Annotated in this window: 11 protein-coding genes, 2 tRNA genes, 3 rRNA genes and 1 pseudogene; 3 read left to right on the forward strand and 14 right to left on the reverse strand. The window is 58.8% G+C overall.

All coding sequences use genetic code 11. The annotated features are described in order from the left end of the window. Nucleotides 1-109: 109 nt before the first annotated feature. Nucleotides 110-1,033 carry an EamA family transporter gene (locus tag L1P09_RS19275; RefSeq protein ID WP_235768010.1) on the forward strand — a complete coding sequence of 308 codons (924 nt, stop codon included), beginning with the start codon at nucleotides 110-112 and terminating at the stop codon, nucleotides 1,031-1,033. Nucleotides 1,034-1,058: 25 nt separating this feature from the next. Next, the gene (locus tag L1P09_RS19280) at nucleotides 1,059-1,928 is read left to right on the forward strand and encodes an aldose 1-epimerase (RefSeq protein ID WP_054905984.1); all 870 of its coding nucleotides are present in this window, start codon (nucleotides 1,059-1,061) and stop codon (nucleotides 1,926-1,928) included. 21 nt (nucleotides 1,929-1,949) lie between these two features. Here the strand turns inward: L1P09_RS19280 and L1P09_RS19285 are convergent, their stop codons facing one another. The 14 genes and pseudogenes from L1P09_RS19285 to L1P09_RS19350 form a co-directional block, all read right to left on the reverse strand. After that, nucleotides 1,950-2,846: a LysR family transcriptional regulator gene (locus tag L1P09_RS19285; protein WP_192440784.1), complete on the reverse strand. Its 897-nt coding sequence runs from the start codon at nucleotides 2,844-2,846 to the stop codon at nucleotides 1,950-1,952. An 83-nt stretch (nucleotides 2,847-2,929) separates the two neighbouring features. Continuing rightward, a complete protein-coding gene (locus L1P09_RS19290; RefSeq protein WP_192440786.1) occupies nucleotides 2,930-4,966 on the reverse strand; it encodes a pyridoxamine 5'-phosphate oxidase family protein in 2,037 nt (678 codons plus the stop codon). A 22-nt stretch (nucleotides 4,967-4,988) separates the two neighbouring features. Continuing rightward, nucleotides 4,989-5,618: a glutathione S-transferase family protein gene (locus L1P09_RS19295; RefSeq protein ID WP_029885569.1), complete on the reverse strand. Its 630-nt coding sequence runs from the start codon at nucleotides 5,616-5,618 to the stop codon at nucleotides 4,989-4,991. A 215-nt stretch (nucleotides 5,619-5,833) separates the two neighbouring features. Beyond that, complete coding sequence (locus L1P09_RS19300; RefSeq protein ID WP_054905987.1) at nucleotides 5,834-6,385, reverse strand: UPF0149 family protein; 552 nt, start codon at nucleotides 6,383-6,385, stop codon at nucleotides 5,834-5,836. Between the two features lie 92 nt (nucleotides 6,386-6,477). Next, the gene (locus L1P09_RS19305) at nucleotides 6,478-7,467 is read right to left on the reverse strand and encodes an asparaginase (protein ID WP_054905988.1); all 990 of its coding nucleotides are present in this window, start codon (nucleotides 7,465-7,467) and stop codon (nucleotides 6,478-6,480) included. Next, nucleotides 7,464-8,618, reverse strand: coding sequence for a hypothetical protein (locus L1P09_RS19310; RefSeq protein ID WP_054905989.1), 1,155 nt, complete (start codon nucleotides 8,616-8,618; stop codon nucleotides 7,464-7,466). Before L1P09_RS19310 ends, L1P09_RS19305 begins: the two co-directional genes overlap by 4 nt. Before the next feature lie 10 nt (nucleotides 8,619-8,628). Further along, nucleotides 8,629-9,525, reverse strand: a complete 897-nt coding sequence (locus L1P09_RS19315) for a nitrilase family protein (protein ID WP_009682591.1) — start codon at nucleotides 9,523-9,525, stop codon at nucleotides 8,629-8,631. A gap of 145 nt (nucleotides 9,526-9,670) precedes the next feature. Further along, nucleotides 9,671-11,606, reverse strand: a pseudogene (locus L1P09_RS19320) (flavin monoamine oxidase family protein). Between the two features lie 146 nt (nucleotides 11,607-11,752). Further along, nucleotides 11,753-13,396, reverse strand: a complete 1,644-nt coding sequence (locus tag L1P09_RS19325) for an acetolactate synthase large subunit (protein ID WP_235768011.1) — start codon at nucleotides 13,394-13,396, stop codon at nucleotides 11,753-11,755. Nucleotides 13,397-13,625: 229 nt separating this feature from the next. Next, nucleotides 13,626-13,741, reverse strand: a 5S ribosomal RNA gene (gene rrf, locus L1P09_RS19330). Between the two features lie 134 nt (nucleotides 13,742-13,875). Further along, a 23S ribosomal RNA gene (locus L1P09_RS19335) occupies nucleotides 13,876-16,768 on the reverse strand. Between the two features lie 249 nt (nucleotides 16,769-17,017). After that, nucleotides 17,018-17,093: transfer RNA gene (locus L1P09_RS19340), tRNA-Ala, on the reverse strand. Between the two features lie 114 nt (nucleotides 17,094-17,207). Then, nucleotides 17,208-17,284 (reverse strand) — tRNA-Ile (locus L1P09_RS19345). A gap of 86 nt (nucleotides 17,285-17,370) precedes the next feature. Continuing rightward, nucleotides 17,371-18,907, reverse strand: a 16S ribosomal RNA gene (locus L1P09_RS19350). The 16S, 23S and 5S rRNA genes sit together here with 2 tRNA genes alongside, the layout of an rRNA operon. Nucleotides 18,908-19,363: 456 nt before the next feature. Between L1P09_RS19350 and L1P09_RS19355 the strand changes: the two genes are divergently transcribed. Next, entirely contained in the window at nucleotides 19,364-20,260 is an 897-nt protein-coding gene (locus L1P09_RS19355) for a formate/nitrite transporter family protein (RefSeq protein ID WP_154211879.1), read from the forward strand.

Below are 20,260 nucleotides of genomic sequence, written 5' to 3' on the forward strand. Positions count from 1 at the left end.
CGTTGTTGCGAATATTGCTGGGGCCGCCTTGCGGCCCATCGCGACACAAGGCCGCTCCTACAACGACTGCGATAGGGCTGGAAAATCTACCTGCAAACGGATCCTGCACATGGCTGTCCCCTCCTCTGCTCCCCCGCTGCTCCCGCGCCAGCTGGCCATCGCCCTGCTGGCTCTGCTTGCCTGCTCATTCGCCGGTAACCATATCGCCGCACGCATCGCCTTCGATGACGGCACCGGTGTGCTGCTGGCCATACTCTGCCGTTCCGGCATCACCTTCCTGGTGCTGGCCGGCGTGCTGCTGTGGCAACGTCAGGCGCTGGCGCTGCCCGTTGGCACCCGCCGCTGGCAACTGCTGCTTGGCCTGCTGATCGCCACCCAGAGCCTGTGCCTGTATTCGGCGGTGGCGCGCATCCCGGTGGCCCTGGCCTTGCTGGTAGGCAATACCTTCCCGATGCTGCTGGCGCTGCTGACCTGGGCGCTGGGCGGTGCGCGCCCCACTGGCCGCACCGTGCTGTTCATGGGCTTGATCCTATGCGGCCTGGTGCTGGCGCTGGATGTGCCGGCACGCCTGGCCGACAGCGGTGCGGGCAACCCGCACTGGGCGCTGGGGGTCAGCCTGGCCTTCGGCGCCGCTTGTGCCTTTGCTTGCGCGTTGTGGATCACCGACCACAAGCTGCCTAGCGTGCGGGGCCCGGTGCGCAGCCTGCTGACCCTGCTGATCGTGTTCTCCAGCATGCTGCTCGCGGGCGCCAGCGGGGTGATGCCGGCCGGTTTGTCGCTGCCGGGCAGCAGCAGTGGCTGGGTGGCGCTGGCCAGCCTGGTACTGCTGTATGGGCTGGCGTTCAGCTTGCTGTTCGTCTGCGTACCCAGGCTGAACATGGCGCAAAACGCCCCGGTGATGAACGTCGAACCCATCGCCACTTTACTGCTGGGTTGGGCCCTGCTCGACCAGCAACTGGGCCCGCTGCAATTGCTCGGCGGCGCCGTAGTGGTATGCGGCATCGTGCTGCTGACTTACCGGCGGGCCAACTGATCGCTCTGCTCCAGAGGAACATTGCATGGCTGTGACCACACTGCACCTGCAGGACCGCCTGACCCGCCTGAGCCTGGCGCCGGAACTGGGTGCCAGCCTGGTCAACTGGCAGGTCAAGGCAACGGGGCAGGCGCTGCTGCGCCATACCGACGCGGCTGCCTTGGCCAGCGCCACGCCCAGGCGGCTGGCTTGCTACCCACTGGCGCCTTGGTCCAATCGGGTTGCCGAGGGGGGCTATGCCCGGCCGCAGGGCTGGCAGGCATTGGCGCCGAATACCGAGCACGACCCCTATCCCATCCATGGCAGCGCCTGGCAGCAGGCCTGGCACGTTGAGCATCACAGCGAACGGCGCGCACGGCTGACGCTGGACAGTGCCGTACCCTTCGCCTACCAGGCCACGCTGGATATACACCTGCATGAAGGCTGCCTGACCCTGGACCTGCATGTGACGCACCGGGATGATTCGGCCAACTGGTATGGGTTGGGCCTGCACCCTTACCTTCCGCGCTACCCCGATACCAAGCTGTCTGCGCCCGCGCGCAAAGTGTGGCTGGCCGAGGCTGGGCGCTTGCCGTCGTATCAGGCCACGGTGCCCGAGCCGTGGCGGTTCGAAGCACTGGGCCACCTACCCGAGACGCTGGTCGACCACGCCTTCAGTGGCTGGCCGGGGCACTGTGTGATCGAACAGCCGGGGGCAGGCTACCGGCTGGCCTGTCGCACCAGCGGGGCGGAGCACTTCTTGCTGTTCTGCCCGCCGGGGCAAGGCTTCTTCTGCTTCGAGCCGGTCAGCCACCCGGTCAACGCCCATCACCTGCCCGGCCGGCCGGGGCTGAGGCTGTTGCAACAGGGTGACACGATGAGCCTGGGGTTCAGCATGCAGTACCAAGCGTTGTAACGCATTGTGGGCGCTACATGCTCACTCCAGTTGCTGGTCCCGCAGCGCCTGCGCCAGCATGTCGATGAAGGTTCTGACCTTGGCCGACCCGTACTTGCTCTCGCGGTGCAGTATGTGAATCGGCCAGGGTGCTTCCTCATACTCGGCCAGAATCACCTGCAACTGCCCGCTAGCCAGTTCATCAGCCACCTGGTATGACAATAAACGGGCAATCCCCAGGCCACCGCAGGCCGCAGCGATAGCCCCATCATTGCTGGTCACCGTCAGCCGCGGTTTCATGCGCACCAAAGTCGGCTCATCGGTCACGCCAAAGCGCCAGCCGGCTCGGGGGGACAGGTTGGTGGTACCGATCACCGCATGCCCGGCCAGGTCCGAGGGGTGCCTGGGCACACCGTGGCGCGCCAGGTAACCGGGCGCAGCGCACAACATGCGCCGGACCTGACCGACCCGCAGGGCCTTCAACCCGGAGTCGGGCAACGGGCCGATGCGCACGGCCACATCCATGCCTTCCTCGACCAGGTTCACCACGCGGTCGAGAAAGTAGGCGGCCACGTCGACTTGCGGATACTGCTGCAGGTAGCGAACGATGCTGGGCATGACGAACTTCCTGCCGAACAGGATCGGTGCAGTCACCGCCAGGTCACCCTTGGGGGTGGCATTGATGCCCGCCGCCGCTTCGTTGGCCTCGTGAATGCTGGCCAGGATATGCCGGGTGTCCTCCAGGTAGCGGCCGCCTGCCTCGGTCAGGCGCACGCTGCGGGTGGTGCGCAGTAGCAGCTTGACCCCCAGCTGCTCCTCCAGGGCGCCGACGGCACGGGTGACGGCGGCCGGGGAGATGGCCAGGCGGCGGGCAGCAGCGGCGAAGCTTTCCAGCTCACCTACGGCGACGAATACCTTCATCAGGTGGATCTGGTCCATGCGAGCTCCTGGGGACATGAGGTGCCGGGATTATTGTTCATCTGGGTATTTTCTGCCGCCCGCGAAGAGGCGGGGCTGGTGTATCAGATGTCCAGCACCAGGGCCTGTACCCCCTCCTGCACCTGCGCCGGCACGGCACAACAGATCAACACCGACCCCGCCTCCGGTAGCTCTGCCGGTGGATTCGGGTAATGCACCTGGCCACTCACCAGTCTGGTCTTGCAGGTACCACACGAGCCACCCCGGCAACTGAACTCCGGCGCCAGCCCGCGCGCCTCGGCCAGCTCCAGCAAGGTACCGCCGCCGGGTGCCCAGCGCGCCTCCTTGGCCGACGCCGCAAAGTACACCGGTACTGGCTCGCTGGCAGCGGGTGGCTGCTGCAAGGCAGGCTGGTCGGCGTGCGTGTGCCGGCGCAACGTCGACGGCCCGAACGCTTCTGCGTGAATCCGCGCATCCGGCACATGCACGCCGCGCAACCCTTCATACAAGTCCTGGGTAAAACTGCCTGGTCCACACAGGTAGAACTCGTAGTCGTCCAGCGCCAGCGTCGCCTTGACCTGCCCGATGCCTAGGCGCCCGGCAAACTCGTAATCCCGCCCAAGCAGCGCATGGCTTTCCGGCTGGCTCAGGGCGCGATGAATGTGCAGCAAGCCCTCGGCCCGTTGCTGCAAACTCGCCAGCTCCTGCCTGAACGGCAGGTCGGCCAGGCTACGCGCCCCCTGGAACACGTGGATAGCCCGGGCCTGCCCATGGCTCAATTGCTCACGCAGCATGGCCAGCAACGGCGTAATGCCTACGCCGGCGCCAATCAGCACCAACGGCCGCGTGCTCTGTATGTCGAGCGTGAAACTGCCCATGGGTGGGCGAACATCAAGCACATCGCCTGGCGCGATGCGCTCATGCAAGTGGCGGGAAACCGGGCCCTGGGCTTTGACGCTGATGCGCCAATAGCCGTCGGAAGGTGCGCTGGACAAGCTGTAGGTGCGGATAAGCGGCGCCTCACCGTCGCGCTTGACCTGCACCGGAACATGTTGCCCGGGTGCAAACGCCACAGCGGAACCGGTGGGCGGCTGCAGGTAGAACGAACGGATATCGCGGCTCTCCTGCTCTACCCGCAGCACCCGCCAGGCTTGCCATTGGCGCTGCTGCTGACGTTGCTGCAAACGCGCATCGGCCTCGGCCCAGGTGCCGGTCATCAGGCTGGTGGGGGCGTACTCCTTGAACGCCCAGCGCAGGGAAACCGCAGCCGGCCGCCACACCACCTGGTCGACCTCCAGCGTCCACAGCCGCTCTGCACCTTCGAACGCCTGGATGGCCGGGCTTTCCAGCAGCACCTCGGCACGCCCGCCCACCTGCAGCACGTTGCCGTTACTGAAGTCGATGAACAGCAAACCTGCCCTCGGGTTGACCAACAAGTTGCCCAAGGTGTTGAAGTGCAGGTTACCGGCGTAGTCGGGGATGGTTAGCGTATTGCCTTGCACCCTGACGAATCCTGGCCGACCGCCACGGTGGGACACATCCACCGAACGCTGGCCGGTGTCATGCTCGACATAGCTGGCGACGAAGAAGGTGTCGGCAGACTGGATCATACTGACGGTCGTGGCATCCAGGGATGTCGCATCGATGCGCCCCTGGGCCGGTTCGGCGACGCGCGTGTAATCGCGTAACTGGATGTATTGCGGGCAGTTGCCGAACGACTGCTCTACCGTCACTTGCAATTGCCCTGCAACCGCCTGGCGGATCTGCCCGTTGAGGCGGTTGCGCCGGCGGGTGTGCAGTTCGATGCCCAGCAGGCCGATTGCCTGCCCGGCGACCAATCCCGGGGTCGCCGGGTCATCGGCCGCTAGCCTGGCGTCAATCGTCAACTGGCGTGGGTCGGGCGAACTGACGAAACCTTCCGGCCCTTCCAGCAGCGTCGCCCAGGGCCGCCCCTGAGCGTCTACGCTGGCCGCCACCATGAACGGCAACTGATGGTAGAACGTGCGGTGCTGGTCGGGCATGTAGTCACGAATGACCTTTTGCCCGAACGCCTCCATGCGCTCTGCTACTCCGACCTTTTCCTGCAGGGTTTTCTCGCCCGCATGCCAAGGCGAGGGGCGGCGATCGGGGGACTGTTGCATGGTGGCGTTCCTCGCAGAGGGATCAGACGCTGGTCTGCAACCCGATGACGGTGCGGGGCATCGGTACGAAGCCCGGCAATGCCTCGATCCGCGCCAGCCAGCTACGTACGTTGGCATACGGCTCCAGCGACACGTTGCCCTCCGGTGCGTGGGCGATGTAGGAGTAGTTGGCGACGTCGGCGATGGTCGGCGTGTCGCCTGCCAGGAACGGCGACTTGGCCAGTTCGGCATCAATCACCTTGAGCAGGGTGTGCGCCCGGGTAATCACTTCGTCAGTGTTGAACGAAGCGCCGAACACGGTCACCAGGCGTGCAGCGGCCGGGCCAAAGGCCAGCGGGCCTGCAGCGACCGACAGCCAGCGTTGTACACGGGCGGCAGCGGCTGGCGCTTCGGGTAGCCAGGTGCCGTTGTCATATTTTTTGGCGAGGTAAACGAGGATTGCGTTGGAGTCTGCGATCACCGTGCCGTTGTCATCGATGACCGGTACCTGGCCGAACGGGTTGAGGGCCAGGAAGTCCGGCTGCTTGTGCGCACCTTTGGCCAGGTCCACGAACACCAGCTCGGTAGGCAGGTTGAGCAGCGAAAGCATCAGCTCGATGCGGTGGGCGTGGCCGGACTTGGGGAAGTTGTAGAGCTTGATCGGGTTCGACATGGGCTTGGCTCCTGGTCAGCACCGGATTGGGCTGATGGAGCACATGCTGCACTGATTCGGCTGGCAGCAGAATCAGTGCGCGGGGGAAACCATAATTTCGCCAGATGGAATAATAAACCGCTCCATGTCAAACAACAGTCTGCGTTTTTCGAGTGCTTGCTGACGGATCCGCAGTGCGGCCCCAGCAAGCACCGCAGCAACCGAGCCCGTGTGCCTCAGTGCGGCTTGTTGAAGTAGCGGAACAAACCACGCGCGGCTTCGATCACCTTCGGCACACAGGCCTGTATCTCCGCTTCGCTCATCTGGTCCAGCAGCTCGAAGTTATCCTCCAGCCCATGCAAAGAAATGGCTTTGAGTAACTGGTCCTGCTCTGGCGGCAAAGCTTCCCAGTTGGCGACCTGGGTAGCGCGCATGTAGCCGAAGCACCATTCTTCCATCACGACCACGGTGCCCTGCTCGTCTTCTGTTTCCTCGAACAGCGGCTCGAACTGATCGATGTGGTCGCCCAACTGTCCGGCGACTTGGTCGGCATACCGCAGCATCAATGCCACATAGGCTTCTTCATGGGCCGGTTTCTTGAACTTGGGCACCTTGCCACCTGCCACTGCCGGCAGCCAGTGCTCGGGGGTGACCGTGGTCGGCGAGCTAGCCAGCGCGGTGAAAAAGCCATTGAGCTCGGCCAGGTTGAGTACCGAGTAGTCGTTGCCGTAGGTGATCAGCAGGTCTTCGAGGCGGTGCAGTTCTTTTTCGCTGAGTGGCGGGAGCATCGGGCAGGGAATCCTTGCTAGCAAAAGTGTGTGCACCCTAGCACAGCAATGCTTGAAGGGTTGCCCGTGCAAGGCACTGCGCGGGCAAATTTTCAGGTGGGCAGCCAACCCGGCAACTCATGCTGCCGGTCGGCGCCAATCAGCAGCCACAGCAAGATGCGGCACTTGCGCGGGCAGAGGTGCCCGGCCATGTGCACACCTTTTTTCTGCAAGTCGATCTCGGAGCCGGAAAAACCGTATGTTGCGCGGGCTGTAGCCCCCTCACCTGTACGAGTGGCGACAATGACTGGCAGGGTTGGCGTCATGTGCTTTAGAACATCAGACCAATTGCCGGAAACATGGCCGGCGCCGAACCCGGCGATGACCAGCCCGTCGTAGCGCAATGCGGGCAGAGCCTGCAGCAATACAGTGTCGGCGTCCAGGCACGCCTCCAGCAGGATGACGCGCTGGTCGGTACGCCCCGGTAGCGGGAGTACCTCCCGCCTGTCTGGGGGATGGCGGTACGTTGCAACACCTTCTACAACTTCCCCCACAGGACCGAAACCAGGCGAGTCGAATGCCGCTATCGCCAGGCTGGCTGTCTTGCGAACCTTTGTCGCACGATGGATCTGATCATTCATCACCACCAGCACACCACGCCCACCGCTGCCTCGTGCCAATGCAACCTGGGCCGCAGCCAGAAGGTTGGCCGGGCCATCGTTGCCCGGCTGGCTGGGCGAGCGCATTGCACCGGTCATCACCAAAGGCGCATCGAAGGGCCAAAGCAGGTCAAGGAAATAGGCCGTTTCCTCAAGGCTGTCGGTGCCTTGGGTCAGTATCACGGCCCGGGCACCGCCCTCGACTTCGCAGCGAGCCCAGGCCAGCACTTCCAGCAACGCGTTGAAGCTGAGCGATGCACTGGGGACCAAGCTCAATGACGTTACAGTCAACTGCGCCATTTCGCGCAACTGCGGTACCTGAAGCAGTTGCTGCTCACAATCCAGGGTGGGCGTTACGCCACACCCACCCGCTGTAGCCTGCATGCTGACCGTCCCGCCCAAACTGGCGATCGACAGCTTGGGCAGGTCCGAATGCTCAATCATCCTTCTCCCCCCACCAGTAACCCGATCAGCGGTACGATTCCCAACGTGCTGATCGCCATCGACACCACGTTGCCGATGTAGCCATGCACATAACTCGGCAACCGCTGCGTGATCGCCACTGCCAGCGGCGGAGCCACCAGGGCCCCCAGCACTGCACCGGCCACAATGACTTGCCAACTACCGCCATGCGTCAGCACGGCGGCCGGCACGATCGAGACAATCGGAATATAAGTCGGATACCACCCCCGGGCTTGCCACTGGCCGCGCCAGAATACGACCCCGACCAAGGATGCCAAGGCCTGTCCGGCCAGTATGTGCAACGCCAACATTGAACCGTATGCAGGTGCTGCCGGGGCCAACAGGTAAGCCAGCAACAAACCCAGTAGGAGACCCAGACTAGCCAGCTCATTGCCAAAGAAGGGGGCTTCACTGAAATCGGCCAGTACACGCCGCAAAGTCCAGATCACACCGTAGGATGGCTGGCTGGCCACAGGTTTCACAACGTCGGGTTCGTGGCTTTGGCGGACCCATGACGGGTAGCGCTTGCACAGCAGGAAAGCGGCGGCACTTGCCACGGCCATTCCACCCACGTTGCCGATAACCACAGGCAACTGCAGGGGGTAGCACAGGTAGTTGACCAGCAGTAGACTCGCCGGGGTTACCAGTAATGCCCCCAGCAATGCGCCTGCTATCGCCACACGCCAGCCCGCCCCATACAACAGCACCATGGCTGCCGGCAACGACACGAAGGCCACGAACGTTGGTTGCCAGGTACCACTGGCCAAGGTCCATCCCCACAAGGCATGGCTAAGTAAAAGGCCCATCAGCGAGCTGGTGAACACCCATGGCCACAGTCCGCTTCCATAGCAGATGGCAAAACCCTGCCAGCGGTACCCGCGAAGATGGGCCCAATGTGCCAGGCTGGCGCCTAGCAGCAAGCCCAGCGCAGGCAGCTCATGCTTGTAGAATGCGACCTCGCTGATATCGCCCACTATCCAACGCAAACGACTCAGCGGTTGGTCCAGGGTCGCCGCCAGTTGCCCGTAGTCTGGCCACGGGCCTGACGCAAGGCTGGCTGCCAGCAGCATTGCCAGGCAGGTGAAGATCAGCACGGGGGCGTGCTGCCGATTGGGCAGCAGTAATGGCTTCATGTGCGGATCCTCAGCGTGGCATAGGCGCATGCAGGCGGTAGCCAAGCGCAGCATCGTAGAGGTCGGTACGGCGATCACGCTGCAGGTCGTTGAGGCTGTTCCAGATCGGCGCTGAACGCGCGCTGCTGAGGTCGACATCGGCGTAGACAATGCTTTCCTCCTCCGCACTGGCCACAGCACCAATGGGCCAACCGTTGGTTCCGGCAATCAACGAACAACCGAGAAAGCGCCCTCCTCGCTCACTGCCGATACGGTTTGCGGCGGCGATGTAGACATTGTTCACATGCGCGGCTGTCATGGTCAGGTACGACGCCATGCAACGCCCTGTTTCATCAAACAGCGGAGGCGGTGTCCACACCCAATTGTTCAAGCTGCATATGATGTCTGCCCCTTGCGCTGCCATGAGCCGTGGCACTTCAGGGAACCAGATGTCCCAGCAGATCAGCAGGCCAATACGGCCGATTGGCGTCTCGAATACAGGGAAGCCGAGGTCGCCAGGGGTGAACCAGAGCTTTTCCTGGTTCCACAGGTGGGCCTTGCGATAGTGGCCTAGCAGGCCGTCGGGGCCAAACAATACGGCGCTGTCGTAGAGCTTCAGGCCCTCACGCTCGGCGAATCCTGCTGCCAGGTACACCTGATATTCCCTGGCGAAATCAGCCCAGGCTTTCAGGCTGCGGCCCGCCTGCAACGTTTCGGCATGGGCATAGGCCTCGGCACGGGAGTGAAAGGTGTACCCGGTGTTGGCCAGCTCGGGCAGCACGATCAGATTGGCACCTTCACGCACCGCACGCCGGGCCAGTGCCAGGCCTCTGCTCAGGTTGCCATCGCAGTACTCTAGCCCGACTTGTGGGTCGTACTGGATGACAGCGATGCGGACAGGGCTGACGGGGGGGCAATGTTCGGACATGGCGACTTCCTTTTTGTGGTTGTTTTGGAAGGTCGCCAGTAGAGCGGGGTTGGGGTTGGGAGAGACAGTCGGGCAGGTCCTATGAGGTCGAAGGAGAAGCGAGTAAGCGCAGTAGGACGAATCTCACAAAAACACCCAGCTGCCGCTATTTCCCAAGTTGATAATGCGGATAGTGTTCAAGGGTAAAGTCTCCATTGAACGTTGCGGATGTGTTGTTGCAAAGATTGATCACTACATCAAGCGCGGTGCGTAGACTCGGCTCGGTCCAGCCGGCGTCAACGGAGAAGGACTCCCCAGCCAGATAAAGCCCCGAGCTGGCACTGTAATCGCGGTTATACTTCATCAGGCCGACCGCGTCGTAGTAGGTACCAGCGCGATACAGCTTTGCGCAGCCGAGCGCATTTTTGTCCGTAGCCCAGCGCTGTATGCGGATGTTTCGGGTATCGATGTAAGGCGATATAGGTTCGGCCACATTGCAGCAGCGCAGGAGGATTCGGTCGAGTTCCTCCACACTTGTTGGCCAGTTCTTCATCAGTGAATACGGCTAGCTTCGTTGCATCATCTTCCCATGTGTAGCTGAGCAGGATGCAGTCGTCGGGGTAACGATCGTTGTACCGATAGGCGTATACGTCGTGGACCAAGCTGTCGGTGACGAGGATCTGGGGTAAAGCTGATTTACTGTCCAGATAACTCTTCTTCAGTGGCGCATAGACTTTGCAGCTGGTTTCCCAATGAGCGTGCTTCCACGCATCCACAATCGACTGCGGCAGTATCTGACGGCTAAAACCGTCGAGGCGCATGTTGGTCTCGATCAGCCAGGAAGGGACAGTCAGGATCACACTGTCGAAGTCATCATATTGGAGGCTTTGATGTGCAGGATCACTGCAGTGCCAGCAGTATCCGACCCGAATACGACCCGCTTCAAGCTTTTGCAAGGAACGGACCGAGGTGTCTGTCAACAGCCCGTCATCTTGTCGAAGGAGATGATCATAAAGCGAAGTGCCGTTCATCCCGGCGTCGAGAAACAACAGACTTTCATCCATCGCCGCTAGACCGATATACGCAGGACCGTTGAACATCAGCCCTCTACTATCAGGAACATTGCTGGCTTCCAGATACGGCGCAGCATAGGGCAATCCATCCTGATCAACGCGGCCATGCACCAGTTGCAAATGACTGCTGAAGCCAAAGATCGCAGTACGCAGCGGATACAGGCAGCAGACGTCGTAAAATGCACCCCAGCTACCATCACCAATACCGATTGAATAGAAAATAGCCGACTCTTCGCTGCTCATGCCCAGCCCGCCAAAATCAGCAGGGTTTGCGGGATTCCACACAGTGAGCATTGGCAAACGCACAAGATCCCTGAATGACAGCAGGTGGTAACGCTCGACTATAGCTTGCCATGTCGACGCCCAGGATGGCGTGCCATACACCATGGCAACGCGCTCGGCAAACTGCGTGGCGAAGCGCTGCCATTTTTCATAGACCTTTTGCAGCGTTGCTGTCGGTGGAGGAGTATCCCCTTGTGGATTCCGCCAAAACAGCAACTTCGGCTTCCCCTCCTCCTCAAGTTCCCCGTCACGAAGATAGATACCGGTTGTGTTCACCCAAGGCGTCCCAGGGTTCGGGAAATCGGAAAGTTTTAGCTTAAACAGCGTCGCGTAGTAGGCCATAAGCGAGCAACCATCTTTAGGTGATTCCCCTGTCCTGTTGAACAGAGGCATACGCATGGCCCCCATTTCGAATGGGGTTGAAGGCTGCTTGTAATTGCCGCCGTTGTTCACCACTGTCAGGTGGCGCCCACCCACGCGCTGAGATTGCTCTATCAAAGTGATGCGGGTAAAACCACAGCGCAACAATTCCCGAGCAGCTGTTAGCTCTGTCACGCCAGCACCAACAATACAGATCCGATGCTCCGGGCGGGCGGCACGTGCAACACCTCCCTGTTGTTCAACAAGAAGGCGATAGTCGAAGCAGAGGTCTGGAGGATTTGGAAAACGCGCGGCCCGAGGCTGCAAAGGCAAGGATGGCTCAATGGCCAGATCAGCAGGGTGGTTGTGACTAGAACCGATGGTCATGAACTCGTACTCTCCATAAATTGAAGAGCCTGAGCATGATCGACTTGCGAGACGTGAAGTGTTGGTTATGTGCCACCAGTCAACACCCACAGAATCTTGAGAGACCTGTGGGTGCCAGCGTGCAGTCCCGATAAGGACATCAGCTCTTATACCGCCAGCGCGCGCTCACGCAGCTCGCTGTTGAGGATGCGGTCGTTTTCGCTGTAGTCGACCGGGCAGTCGATCACGTGCACGCCTGGGGTCTTGATGCAGTGCTCCAGCAGCGGCAGCAGGCCGTCGGCGCTTTCCACGCGGTGGCCATTGGCGCCGTAGGCTTCGGCATACTTGACGAAGTCCGGGTTGCCGTAGTCTAGGCCGAAATCGGTGAAGCCCATGTTGGCCTGCTTCCAGCGGATCATGCCGTAGCCATCGTCACGCAGGATCACCACGGTGATGTGCATGCCCAGGCGCACGGCGGTTTCCAGTTCCTGGCTGTTCATCATGAAGCCGCCGTCACCGCACACCGAAATCACCGGGCGATCCGGGTAGACCAGGTGTGCAGCCATGGCCGATGGCAAGCCGGCGCCCATGGTCGCCAGGGCGTTGTCCAGCAGCACGGTGTTCGGCTTGTGCGCCTTGTAGTTACGGGCGAACCAGATCTTGTAGATGCCGTTGTCCAGGGCCACGATGCCTTCGGACGGCAGCACGCGACGAATGTCGGCCACCAGGCGCTGTGGGTAGACCGGGAAGCGGTCGTCGTCGGCGCCTTCGGCGATCTGCGCTTCGTTGGCTTCACGAATCGCCATGAGGCGGGTGAAGTCCCAGTGCGAAGTGTCGCCCAGGCCTTCAGCGATCTGCCACACGGCGTTGGCGATGTCGCCGATCACTTCAACCTGCGGGAAGTACACGGCATCGACTTCGGCGGAACGGAAGTTGATATGGATGACTTCGGTGCCGCCACGCACCATGAAGAACGGCGGCTTCTCGATCACATCGTGGCCGATGTTGACGATGAGGTCCGCCGCTTCGATCGCACGGTGCACGAAATCGCCTGACGACAGCGCAGCGTTACCCAGGAAGCGTGGGTGGCGCTCGTCGACCACACCTTTACCCAGCTGGGTGGTGACGAATGGGACACCGGTATTATCGACCAGTTGCTTGAGGACCTTGGCGGTCATCTTGCGGTTGGCACCGGCGCCGATAACCAAAATCGGACTGCGGGCTTTGTGCAGCTTTTCAATCGCAGCTTCAATGGCCACGTGCTCGGCCAGCGGGCGGCGGTGCAGGCTGCGCGGGATCGGCAGCGCGTCGGTCTGCTCGGCGGCGATGTCTTCCGGCAGTTCCAGGTGCACGGCACCCGGCTTTTCTTCTTCAGCCAGGCGGAAGGCTTCACGCATGCGCGAAGGGATGTTGTCGGCCGAAGCGAACTGGTGGGTGTACTTGGTGATGGGGTCCATCATGCCGCACACGTCGATGATCTGGAAGCGGCCCTGCTTGGACTTCTTGATCGGCTTCTGGCCGGTGATCATCATCATCGGCATGCCGCCCAGGTAGGCATAGGCGCTGGCCGTGACCAGGTTGGTGGCACCCGGGCCGAGGGTCGACAGGCTGACGCCGGTCTTGCCGGTCAGGCGACCGTAGGTAGCCGCCATGAAGCCTGCAGACTGCTCGTGACGGGTCAGTACCAGTTTGATCTTCGACTTGCGCAGGGATTCGAGCAGGTCGAGGTTTTCCTCACCAGGAATGCCGAATACATACTCGACACCTTCGTTTTCCAGGCATTGCACAACGACATCGGCGGCCTTGGCCATCTTGCTTGCTACCTCAAGTGATGGGACGGTGGAAGTCCAGAAATGCGCAGCACGGTGCGCTGGCATCGCCAGGTCGAGGGGCAGGGATGCCCCGGACCTAAGCCTTGACGAAGGGTAGCCGAGGGAAAGTCACGTTGTGAGGGCAGTCATATTGTCGCAGCCCGGGACAATGGCGCGAGAAAGACAAAACCCCTACCTGCATACGCAGATAGGGGTTTTGCGAAATGAATCTTGACGATGACCTACTCTCACATGGGGAAACCCCACACTACCATCGGCGATGCATCGTTTCACTGCTGAGTTCGGGATGGGATCAGGTGGTTCCAATGCTCTATGGTCGTCAAGAAATTCTGTAGCCAGAATGTCCAGATGGACAGCCCAGCGAATTCGGATATGTGATGTTTGTGATGCCTTGCGAACTTTCGGTTCATGTCATCTTCACCACCGCAATCTGCGCTAGCAAATTGCTTGGGTGTTATATGGTCAAGCCTCACGGGCAATTAGTATTGGTTAGCTCAACGCCTCACAGCGCTTACACACCCAACCTATCAACGTCGTAGTCTTCGACGGCCCTTTAGGGGATTCAAGATCCCAGTGAGATCTCATCTTGAGGCAAGTTTCCCGCTTAGATGCTTTCAGCGGTTATCTCTTCCGAACATAGCTACCCGGCAATGCCACTGGCGTGACAACCGGAACACCAGAGGTTCGTCCACTCCGGTCCTCTCGTACTAGGAGCAGCCCCTCTCAAATCTCAAACGTCCACGGCAGATAGGGACCGAACTGTCTCACGACGTTCTAAACCCAGCTCGCGTACCACTTTAAATGGCGAACAGCCATACCCTTGGGACCGGCTTCAGCCCCAGGATGTGATGAGCCGACATCGAGGTGCCAAACACCGCCGTCGATATGAACTCTTGGGCGGTATCAGCCTGTTATCCCCGGAGTACCTTTTATCCGTTGAGCGATGGCCCTTCCATACAGAACCACCGGATCACTAAGACCTACTTTCGTACCTGCTCGACGTGTTTGTCTCGCAGTCAAGCGCGCTTTTGCCTTTATACTCTACGACCGATTTCCGACCGGTCTGAGCGCACCTTCGTACTCCTCCGTTACTCTTTGGGAGGAGACCGCCCCAGTCAAACTACCCACCATACACTGTCCTCGATCCGGATAACGGACCTGAGTTAGAACCTCAAAGTTGCCAGGGTGGTATTTCAAGGATGGCTCCATGAGAACTGGCGTCCCCACTTCAAAGCCTCCCACCTATCCTACACAAGCAAATTCAAAGTCCAGTGCAAAGCTATAGTAAAGGTTCACGGGGTCTTTCCGTCTAGCCGCGGATACACTGCATCTTCACAGCGATTTCAATTTCACTGAGTCTCGGGTGGAGACAGCGCCGCCATCGTTACGCCATTCGTGCAGGTCGGAACTTACCCGACAAGGAATTTCGCTACCTTAGGACCGTTATAGTTACGGCCGCCGTTTACCGGGGCTTCGATCAAGAGCTTCGCTTGCGCTAACCCCATCAATTAACCTTCCGGCACCGGGCAGGCGTCACACCCTATACGTCCACTTTCGTGTTTGCAGAGTGCTGTGTTTTTAATAAACAGTCGCAGCGGCCTGGTATCTTCGACCGGCATGAGCTTACGGAGCAAGTCCTTCACCCTCGCCGGCGCACCTTCTCCCGAAGTTACGGTGCCATTTTGCCTAGTTCCTTCACCCGAGTTCTCTCAAGCGCCTTGGTATTCTCTACCTAACCACCTGTGTCGGTTTGGGGTACGGTTCCCAGTTATCTGAAGCTTAGGAGCTTTTCTTGGAAGCATGGTATCAACCACTTCGTCGCCTAAAGGCAACTCGTCATCAGCTCTCGGCCTTGAAATCCCGGATTTGCCTAAGATTCCAGCCTACCACCTTAAACCTGGACAACCAACGCCAGGCTGGCCTAACCTTCTCCGTCCCTCCATCGCAATAACTGGAAGTACAGGAATATTAACCTGTTTTCCATCGACTACGCTTTTCAGCCTCGCCTTAGGGACCGACTAACCCTGCGTCGATTAACGTTGCGCAGGAAACCTTGGTCTTTCGGCGTGCGAGTTTTTCACTCGCATTGTCGTTACTCATGTCAGCATTCGCACTTCTGATACCTCCAGCAAGCTTCTCAACTCACCTTCACAGGCTTACAGAACGCTCCTCTACCGCATCATCATAAGATGATACCCGTAGCTTCGGTGCATGGTTTGAGCCCCGTTACATCTTCCGCGCAGGCCGACTCGACTAGTGAGCTATTACGCTTTCTTTAAAGGGTGGCTGCTTCTAAGCCAACCTCCTAGCTGTCTAAGCCTTCCCACATCGTTTCCCACTTAACCATGACTTTGGGACCTTAGCTGACGGTCTGGGTTGTTTCCCTTTTCACGACGGACGTTAGCACCCGCCGTGTGTCTCCCATGCTCGGCACTTGTAGGTATTCGGAGTTTGCATCGGTTTGGTAAGTCGGGATGACCCCCTAGCCGAAACAGTGCTCTACCCCCTACAGTGATACATGAGGCGCTACCTAAATAGCTTTCGAGGAGAACCAGCTATCTCCGAGCTTGATTAGCCTTTCACTCCGATCCACAGGTCATCCGCTAACTTTTCAACGGTAGTCGGTTCGGTCCTCCAGTCAGTGTTACCTAACCTTCAACCTGCCCATGGATAGATCGCCCGGTTTCGGGTCTATACCCAGCGACTAAACGCCCTATTAAGACTCGCTTTCGCTACGCCTCCCCTATTCGGTTAAGCTCGCCACTGAATATAAGTCGCTGACCCATTATACAAAAGGTACGCAGTCACCTAACAAAGTAGGCTCCCACTGCTTGTACGCATACGGTTTCAGGTTCTATTTCACTCCCCTCTCCGGGGTTCTTTTCGCCTTTCCCTCACGGTACTGGTTCACTATCGGTCAGTCAGTAGTATTTAGCCTTGGAGGATGGTCCCCCCATATTCAGACAAAGTTTCTCGTGCTCCGTCCTACTCGATTTCATTGATAAGAGATTTTCGTGTACGGGGCTATCACCCACTATGGCCGCACTTTCCAGAGCGTTCCACTAATCTCAAATCAACTTAAGGGCTGGTCCCCGTTCGCTCGCCACTACTAAGGGAATCTCGGTTGATTTCTTTTCCTCAGGGTACTTAGATGTTTCAGTTCCCCTGGTTCGCCTCTTGCACCTATGTATTCAGTACAAGATACTCAGCTTGTGCTGAGTGGGTTCCCCCATTCAGAGATCTCTGGATCACAGTCTGTTTGCCGACTCCCCAAAGCTTATCGCAGGCTACCACGTCTTTCATCGCCTCTGACTGCCAAGGCATCCACCGTATGCGCTTCTTCACTTGACCATATAACCCCAAGCAATCTGGTTATACTGTGAAGACGACATTCGCCGAAAATTCGCATTTCGCTCAGTTAAGAGCAGAACTCACAAATTTTACCTTAGCCTGATCACACACCAGTGAAAGTGCATGTCAGTCTATATCTATCACATATCCGAATTTTTAAAGAACGATCTGACAAAAGTCAGAAATCAACATTCATCGACGAATGTTCATTTCTAATTTCTGAGCAGGAGCAACATCTACCGCAGAAAGTGGTGGAGCCAAGCGGGATCGAACCGCTGACCTCCTGCGTGCAAGGCAGGCGCTCTCCCAGCTGAGCTATGGCCCCGTATTCTACGGCTGAACCATGTAATGGTAGGTCTGGGCAGATTTGAACTGCAGAAGAGCCGTCCTCACCACTCTTTATCCAGAGGCATGGGGTGCTCAACATTCCAACCAAAAATGGTAGGTCTGGGCAGATTTGAACTGCCGACCTCACCCTTATCAGGGGTGCGCTCTAACCAACTGAGCTACAGACCTAATGGTATAACTTTGGGTCTTGATCGTCTTTTACAATGAATCAAGCAATTCGTGTGGGAGCTCATCAGCAGGCTGATGTCGTCGATTAAGGAGGTGATCCAGCCGCAGGTTCCCCTACGGCTACCTTGTTACGACTTCACCCCAGTCATGAATCACACCGTGGTAACCGTCCTCCCGAAGGTTAGACTAGCTACTTCTGGTGCAACCCACTCCCATGGTGTGACGGGCGGTGTGTACAAGGCCCGGGAACGTATTCACCGCGACATTCTGATTCGCGATTACTAGCGATTCCGACTTCACGCAGTCGAGTTGCAGACTGCGATCCGGACTACGATCGGTTTTGTGAGATTAGCTCCACCTCGCGGCTTGGCAACCCTCTGTACCGACCATTGTAGCACGTGTGTAGCCCAGGCCGTAAGGGCCATGATGACTTGACGTCATCCCCACCTTCCTCCGGTTTGTCACCGGCAGTCTCCTTAGAGTGCCCACCATAACGTGCTGGTAACTAAGGACAAGGGTTGCGCTCGTTACGGGACTTAACCCAACATCTCACGACACGAGCTGACGACAGCCATGCAGCACCTGTGTCAGAGTTCCCGAAGGCACCAATCCATCTCTGGAAAGTTCTCTGCATGTCAAGGCCTGGTAAGGTTCTTCGCGTTGCTTCGAATTAAACCACATGCTCCACCGCTTGTGCGGGCCCCCGTCAATTCATTTGAGTTTTAACCTTGCGGCCGTACTCCCCAGGCGGTCAACTTAATGCGTTAGCTGCGCCACTAAAATCTCAAGGATTCCAACGGCTAGTTGACATCGTTTACGGCGTGGACTACCAGGGTATCTAATCCTGTTTGCTCCCCACGCTTTCGCACCTCAGTGTCAGTATCAGTCCAGGTGGTCGCCTTCGCCACTGGTGTTCCTTCCTATATCTACGCATTTCACCGCTACACAGGAAATTCCACCACCCTCTACCGTACTCTAGCTTGCCAGTTTTGGATGCAGTTCCCAGGTTGAGCCCGGGGCTTTCACATCCAACTTAACAAACCACCTACGCGCGCTTTACGCCCAGTAATTCCGATTAACGCTTGCACCCTCTGTATTACCGCGGCTGCTGGCACAGAGTTAGCCGGTGCTTATTCTGTCGGTAACGTCAAAACAGCAAGGTATTAACTTACTGCCCTTCCTCCCAACTTAAAGTGCTTTACAATCCGAAGACCTTCTTCACACACGCGGCATGGCTGGATCAGGCTTTCGCCCATTGTCCAATATTCCCCACTGCTGCCTCCCGTAGGAGTCTGGACCGTGTCTCAGTTCCAGTGTGACTGATCATCCTCTCAGACCAGTTACGGATCGTCGCCTTGGTGAGCCATTACCTCACCAACAAGCTAATCCGACCTAGGCTCATCTGATAGCGCAAGGCCCGAAGGTCCCCTGCTTTCTCCCGTAGGACGTATGCGGTATTAGCGTTCCTTTCGAAACGTTGTCCCCCACTACCAGGCAGATTCCTAGGCATTACTCACCCGTCCGCCGCTGAATCAAGGAGCAAGCTCCCGTCATCCGCTCGACTTGCATGTGTTAGGCCTGCCGCCAGCGTTCAATCTGAGCCATGATCAAACTCTTCAGTTCAATACTGCTTGGGTTTTTAAGAAACCCTAAACTTGGCTCAGCAATCTCAAATGACTATGTGATTTCTCGCATGGCCACTTGTGATGCTGATAATCTTTTTGACTATCAGTCCGTACTCACAAGCACCCACACGAATTGCTTGATTCGATTTGTTAAAGAGCGGTTGGTTAAGAGCGTTTCGTCTCAACCGAGGCGCGCATTCTACGCTTTCCTCATTTGCTGTCAAGCGTTTATTTTGAAGTTTTTTACCGCTGCTTTCTTTCGAAAGCCAACAACTTCAACAACTTACCGCTTGCCTCGAAGCGTTGATCGCTGCGAGGAGGCGAATAATACGCGCTTTGAATTCAGAGTCAACACCTTGTTCCAAAAACTTTTCTCAGCCGTTTCGCCTGCCCCCCGGCAACTAATGAAATCGCCACGAATCTGTAGAGAACCCCACCACGGAGCGAAACGGCCATGAGTGTCGAGCAAAGCGAGAAAACCCCAGGGCTTTCGGCAGATGAAGAGCAGGAAGTCAGCCACAACCAACCGCCACGAGCGGCAGTGCTGCACGAGACCATTCGCTACCAGGGCGATCAGGAACTGGAACGGACCCTCGCCGCCTTGTGGTGGTCGGCTGTCGCCGCCGGTTTGTCGATGGGCTTGTCCCTGATGGCCATGGGACTGTTCTATGCCCGCCTGCCAGAAGGTGAAAGCGCCCAGGTAGTCGCCAGCATCGGCTACAGCGCCGGCTTCCTTGCCGTGATCCTGGCCCGCCAGCAACTGTTTACCGAGAACACCCTGACTGCGGTGCTGCCGGTCATGACCAGCCCTACCCTTGCCAACTTCGGCCGCCTTCTGCGGCTTTGGGGCGTAGTGCTGCTGGGCAACCTGGCGGGTACCCTGCTGGTGGCCTGGGTGATGCTCGAGCTGCCGATCTTCGACAGCAAGACCGACATGGCGTTTCTGGAGATCGGCCACAAGGTCATGAGCAACGACATCAGCCAGATGTTCGCCAAGGGCATCGTCTCGGGCTGGATGATCGCCACCATGGTATGGATGATCCCCTCGATGGAGAACGCCAAGATCTGGATCATCCTGATGATCACCTACCTGATGGCCATTGGCGACTTCACCCATATAGTAGTGGGCTCGGTCGAGGTGTCCTACCTGGTGTGGGCCGGCGAAGAAACCTGGCGCAGCTTCTGGCTGGAGTTTGCCTTGCCGACACTGGCCGGCAACATCATCGGCGGTAGTTTCATTTTCGCGCTCATCAGCCACGCTCAGGTGCGCAGTGACAGTGGCAAGGCACCCTCGCGGCTGTTGGAGCACGAGCGGGCGCAACGCCAGCGCGGCAAAGACGACACCAAGTGA

The organism is Pseudomonas juntendi, from assembly GCF_021560075.1.
GTDB classification, from domain to species: domain Bacteria; phylum Pseudomonadota; class Gammaproteobacteria; order Pseudomonadales; family Pseudomonadaceae; genus Aquipseudomonas; species Aquipseudomonas juntendi.

Excerpts from the sequence above, each read along its gene's own strand:
- L1P09_RS19275 (WP_235768010.1), top strand. The coding sequence starts at position 110 with ATGGCTGTCCCCTCCTCTGCTCCCCCGCTGCTCCCGCGCCAGCTGGCC.
- L1P09_RS19280 (WP_054905984.1), top strand. The coding sequence starts at position 1,059 with ATGGCTGTGACCACACTGCACCTGCAGGACCGCCTGACCCGCCTGAGC.
- L1P09_RS19285 (WP_192440784.1), bottom strand. The coding sequence starts at position 2,846 with ATGGACCAGATCCACCTGATGAAGGTATTCGTCGCCGTAGGTGAGCTG.
- L1P09_RS19290 (WP_192440786.1), bottom strand. The coding sequence starts at position 4,966 with ATGCAACAGTCCCCCGATCGCCGCCCCTCGCCTTGGCATGCGGGCGAG.
- L1P09_RS19295 (WP_029885569.1), bottom strand. The coding sequence starts at position 5,618 with ATGTCGAACCCGATCAAGCTCTACAACTTCCCCAAGTCCGGCCACGCC.
- L1P09_RS19300 (WP_054905987.1), bottom strand. The coding sequence starts at position 6,385 with ATGCTCCCGCCACTCAGCGAAAAAGAACTGCACCGCCTCGAAGACCTG.
- L1P09_RS19305 (WP_054905988.1), bottom strand. The coding sequence starts at position 7,467 with ATGATTGAGCATTCGGACCTGCCCAAGCTGTCGATCGCCAGTTTGGGC.
- L1P09_RS19310 (WP_054905989.1), bottom strand. The coding sequence starts at position 8,618 with ATGAAGCCATTACTGCTGCCCAATCGGCAGCACGCCCCCGTGCTGATC.
- L1P09_RS19315 (WP_009682591.1), bottom strand. The coding sequence starts at position 9,525 with ATGTCCGAACATTGCCCCCCCGTCAGCCCTGTCCGCATCGCTGTCATC.
- L1P09_RS19325 (WP_235768011.1), bottom strand. The coding sequence starts at position 13,396 with ATGGCCAAGGCCGCCGATGTCGTTGTGCAATGCCTGGAAAACGAAGGT.
- L1P09_RS19355 (WP_154211879.1), top strand. The coding sequence starts at position 19,364 with ATGAGTGTCGAGCAAAGCGAGAAAACCCCAGGGCTTTCGGCAGATGAA.